The following is a 4,570-nucleotide window of genomic DNA, read 5'->3' on the forward strand; positions in this document are numbered from 1 at the left end:
ATAGATTCAGGGATTCATTAGTATGATCGGAGATTGCATATGTTGATATATAACGTTTTTGGGCGGCATATTGGCGTTCAACGTAAGAATGAACGATGGCTGGTATTTCGTGCTGACCTGACGGAGAGAAAGTTTTCTCGACTCTATGACATCGCTTTACCCGACGATATGTCGGAAGGCGAGATTGCCGGCTGGCTGGGTGACATTTTCCATGAAGCCGCAACAGAGCGACATCCAAATGTGGAACGCATCGAATAAGGATTTGATGGATAGCATTACATTGAGACCGTTCCTAGGCGTTTCCGGATCTCATGAGAAGAAGAGACAGACTAATGCTGAAAATGCATTAATAGATGAAAATTGTTGCGAGTGAGTGATTATTGGTAGCAAAGCATCAAATTACATAATCTCTTAACTGAAATGCAGTTGACCAGCGACACCTATGTCAGTGTCGCCGATCGTATGACATCAGATATGTTCAAATCGGGCCACAAGAGAGCCAGTCACTTGCATATCAAGTTCCCAGAGCGTTTTCATCACGCCCTCAAGAGGATCTTCGCTGCTGCGGTAAAACGTATTGAAAAGCGTCCCATCCGGATAACGGAACAGTTTCAGCTCACCAAAGGATTCATCACTGACCAGAAGTGAATAATCCTGTCTAGTATTGCGTACCTGATAGATCAGACAGTTGTTAATCCGGAATGGTAGGCCATTGACACCTCTGGCAGACGCATCAACATGTATGCCAAGCGGACCATGTTTCTCCACTTGGTAAATCAGGTCCATTAATTCATAACTAAACCTGGAGCCATATACGACTAGAATATAATACCGCTGGTCTGCTGTTCTTTGTTGGACTTCCTGAAGCATCACCCCAAGGTCGTTGACCTGCCTTAAAAGAATAGCTGGTAATTTACCCAGTAAATAATGCAGTCGGTGGAGTATGTTTGCCTTAACATCTGAGACAGAGGGAAGTTCGCCGGAAAAATTCTCGTTAAGCTGCCTAGACACATAATCTTTTGGTACACCCATAGGGATGTATCTCATCTGCCAGTTATGATGAGGGTCTGAGTCTTCGAGAAAACTGAAACGTGTAAGTAATATATCTTCAGCCAAAGCGCCTGGCAGTGCGTTGGTCAGACGGGTATCGATATTTCTTAGGCGCTCCGTATCTACTGCTGCACCGATGATATCTGCTGTTTTGCTGCGATTGAAAACATCGATGTATTTGTCGATAACTTCATTAAAAATGACAACATTATTTGCGTAATCCTCCAGGGAAATAATATAACCTTCATATGCGATAAGAGGATCTCGCTTCAATTTTTCCAGAATGGAAATTATTCTACATTTGCAAAAGTAGGAAAATACCCCTCCTGCCAGAGCTTCCGTAACTCGCTGTGTAACCTGTTCTGAGGCTCTGGAAAGTTTAATGGCCAGTAATGCAAAAGCACCATAGAGGCTCCCTAAATCTTCTCTAACGCCTGAATGTACACGGCCCGAAATCAATGGGCGTTCATTAAAAGAATTCAGAGCATCTATAGTTTCTGATAATCCTGCATACCAGTTACAATCTTTGTGAAGATTAATGTGTTCGATTCTAAGTATAATATCAATAATATCAGTAGCGGTTCTGAATGCAGGTGTCAAAGTATCATGAGAATCTCTTCCTTCATATAACTCTGACGCAAGAAGATGATTAACAAGATCCGATAAATCTATATTTTTTTGTGATTCAATATGAGCAATAATATAACCGGAAATCAGCAGTCGCATGTCGGACAAAGCATTTGAAAACAAGATAGACAATGCAGCTTTTTTATTATAGGGATTACCCCTGAGCAACATATTCCATTGCGGACCTGTTACATCCTGATGTAGGTAATCAGGCGTCAGAAAGAAACTGTGCCACCGGAACTCTTCTTCCCAGTGTCGTGTAAAGCGACTCTGGTTATACCAGAGACAGAGCACATCATGAGCGTATCTAGCAGACGAATCATTATCTGCAACTACCGGCGGGATAAGTAGCCGGACAGTGTTATGCAGATGGAACAGCAGGCGGCCAGCCATTTCATCATCGTCGGATTTGCCAATGATTAACCCCATACTCCAGCCTTCCCACTGGCTAATGAAGTTGCGGATAAGTCCCTGGTGCGTTTGCTCCTGACTGGCCGAAAGGGTGACACCTAGCCCTGCTTTCCATTCGTTAAGCGCATGCCACACACCGAAGAGCGACAGCATGAATTGTTTGAAATCGGTTAAACTCGTGCTTTCTGAATTTCTGTATATCTGTAAAGGAATATACATAGTTTCGTAAAAATATTCGCCTGAACTATCCGTGGATTTTACCGTTTCACGAATAAACTTCCTCAAATCATATTGAAATGACTGGCTGAATGAATGACTAAATTCTGATTCATTTAGTGCGTCAAGATAGTTTCCTTTTGCATGGGAAAAGCTTCGTTTTATTGAAGAATACGTATCTACCAGGCGTTTAACTGCAATTTTAAAAACACTGATATTTTTATCATTCAATGCATCATAAGCTTCACTAAAAAAATCATAGGTAATATCGTCAAGATTATTTATGTTCTGGCGCGCACCTGTTACAAGACAACATCTGTAAAGCCAGGCCCACAACCGGGAAATTTCAACACCTGCTGAAGATAAAACTCTCAGCTCTCCTGAAACGTTGCCGGATGAAGGTAGAATTATAATTTTCGCATCCTGATCAGAGGCTGTCCTTATTCTTCTTAAAAGGAAGAGAAGCGGTCTGATGTAGACGTCCTTTACAATGTCATTTTTATTAACTTTGCATGTGATATGGTTCATATACTCCTTATCTGATAAAGAGTAAGGAAGTATCTTGATATTATTCAGGTAATTTTCGCCAATGTGATAGCCTGGATATCGTATCCATGAGTTCATCATGGATTTTTGTAGGTATCCACTCACGATATGTGACTGAAAATACTTTTTCATAAGGACGTCACGCTTATTATCATCCAGCACATTCAGACTGGTGATAAAAAACCATATAGAAAGCCATATGTTGAAAAACATCCATACAAAAGCAGTTACAGCAAAAGCCGTATCAAGATATTTATCTCCACGTGATGAAGCCAGCCCACCTATTAGAATGAATGCTGCCAGCGAAAGACCACTCAGGCCTGAAAACATATAGCCGGAATGCAGTTGATAGGCAGACTGAATATGAATTCTGGAAGACTTTTTCTGAAACAGAACACTGATCAGGCCTACAACCAACGGAAACACGATCCCGATGACGGTCAACTGGCTTCCCAGCAGGTCGGACATCCATTCAGAAAGATTGGTAATACCCCGCAGATGCCGATGGGCAAACGGATAAAATACCGGGCGGAAATATTCAGCAACGCCGACAGCAACAGTGGCAGCGAACCAAAGCATCAGCATGGCCAGGATGTAATGAGTTGAGCAGTAAATCTGTAATCTCTCTGCCAGATTCCAGCTAAGATTTTTGTGGTCCTGATTGGATTTCAGACTCCGGCGGAAATCGGCTTTGATCTGCCAAGAGACACTTTTGAGGAGTTTTCCAAACATAGATATCTTGAATTACCTGTTAGAAATTTCATGAATAATAAGTGCTAAGCACCTTTTTATCTCTGTAAATATCACATCTTGTTTTGATCACTACCAAACTGCATATTCATCTAGTCCTCCGGTAATGGCACACAGCAGTCGTTTAGGTCGACACTGCTTCGTATCATTGCGTGGCATAAAATGACCAAGTGCCGACATTTTAAATTGTACTCACAACAAATTACCCGCCTGACTTCGGTTAACAATAACGATCGAATTTTACTCAAATGTAGCGAAAAAGATTATTCAAATCAGCTGGATAAATAGCCTTGCATAGATACATGGTTTTTGTGCATACTTGGCAAAAGAAAATAACACTGTGATTATATACAGTTATTGTCTATGTTTTCAGCAGTTTTGAACGTTGGGTTCTGGGCCACAATTAGTTCATAAGGGGTATTGAGTGAAAGTGAATGAAGAATTACCTGCTACGGGTTACGCGGTTATTCGTTGTCAGGATTGTGCTGTAGTGGCGAGATTTGATTGCTTCCCAGATAAGGGGCGCATCCTGATGTACCGCAACATGGACGTGTACTCATTCATGCCACTGAGCGACAAGCAAATCATCATCTCGCCAGAATCACATAAAGAACTTATCAGTGCATAGCGGCTTAAAGTAACTTAAAATAGCTGCAGGGCTGAACACCCTGAAATCTGTTGCGCCATTGGAGACACGATGGCGCACCCACTCAAATTTGTACCCCGCATTACACTGACGAATCTATTCGCCAGCGATTTTCTGCATCCATTGTTTACCGCTGGTGGTGAGCAATGAAGAAGGCAGAACGCCAGCACCTATCCCGTGTTGCATCTCTTGGCTGCATTGTTTGTCGCAACCTTGGACATGGCGAAACACCCGCTGAAATACATCACTGCAGTTCCGGTACCGGTCTTTCTGTTCGTGCAGACAATTATCATGTCATTCCTCTTTGTCATATCCATCATCGCA

General features: G+C 42.2%; 4 protein-coding genes. 3 read left to right on the forward strand and 1 reads right to left on the reverse strand.

Annotated elements, in window-relative coordinates; all coding sequences use genetic code 11:
• Positions 1 to 39 precede the first annotated feature (39 nt).
• Positions 40 to 258: a DUF7661 family protein gene (locus tag M977_RS20630; RefSeq protein WP_064518627.1), complete on the forward strand. Its 219-nt coding sequence runs from the start codon at positions 40 to 42 to the stop codon at positions 256 to 258.
• A gap of 210 nt (positions 259 to 468) precedes the next feature.
• Here the strand turns inward: M977_RS20630 and M977_RS20635 are convergent, their stop codons facing one another.
• Positions 469 to 3,582 (reverse strand): hypothetical protein, encoded by a 3,114-nt coding sequence (locus M977_RS20635; protein WP_064518628.1) that lies wholly within the window; start codon positions 3,580 to 3,582, stop codon positions 469 to 471.
• A 442-nt stretch (positions 3,583 to 4,024) separates the two neighbouring features.
• Between M977_RS20635 and M977_RS20640 the strand changes: the two genes are divergently transcribed.
• Together M977_RS20640 and M977_RS24645 are read left to right on the forward strand one after the other, a co-directional pair.
• On the forward strand, positions 4,025 to 4,228 hold the full coding sequence (locus M977_RS20640; protein ID WP_157092098.1) for a hypothetical protein: 204 nt from the start codon (positions 4,025 to 4,027) through the stop codon (positions 4,226 to 4,228).
• 164 nt (positions 4,229 to 4,392) lie between these two features.
• A partial coding sequence (locus M977_RS24645; protein ID WP_245163522.1) for a Ref family recombination enhancement nuclease occupies positions 4,393 to 4,570 on the forward strand: 178 nt, incomplete at its 3' end.

Source organism: Buttiauxella gaviniae ATCC 51604, from assembly GCF_001654835.1.
In the GTDB taxonomy this organism is placed as follows: domain Bacteria; phylum Pseudomonadota; class Gammaproteobacteria; order Enterobacterales; family Enterobacteriaceae; genus Buttiauxella; species Buttiauxella gaviniae.

Excerpts from the sequence above, each read along its gene's own strand:
- M977_RS20635 (WP_064518628.1), bottom strand. The coding sequence starts at position 3,582 with ATGTTTGGAAAACTCCTCAAAAGTGTCTCTTGGCAGATCAAAGCCGAT.
- M977_RS20630 (WP_064518627.1), top strand. The coding sequence starts at position 40 with ATGTTGATATATAACGTTTTTGGGCGGCATATTGGCGTTCAACGTAAG.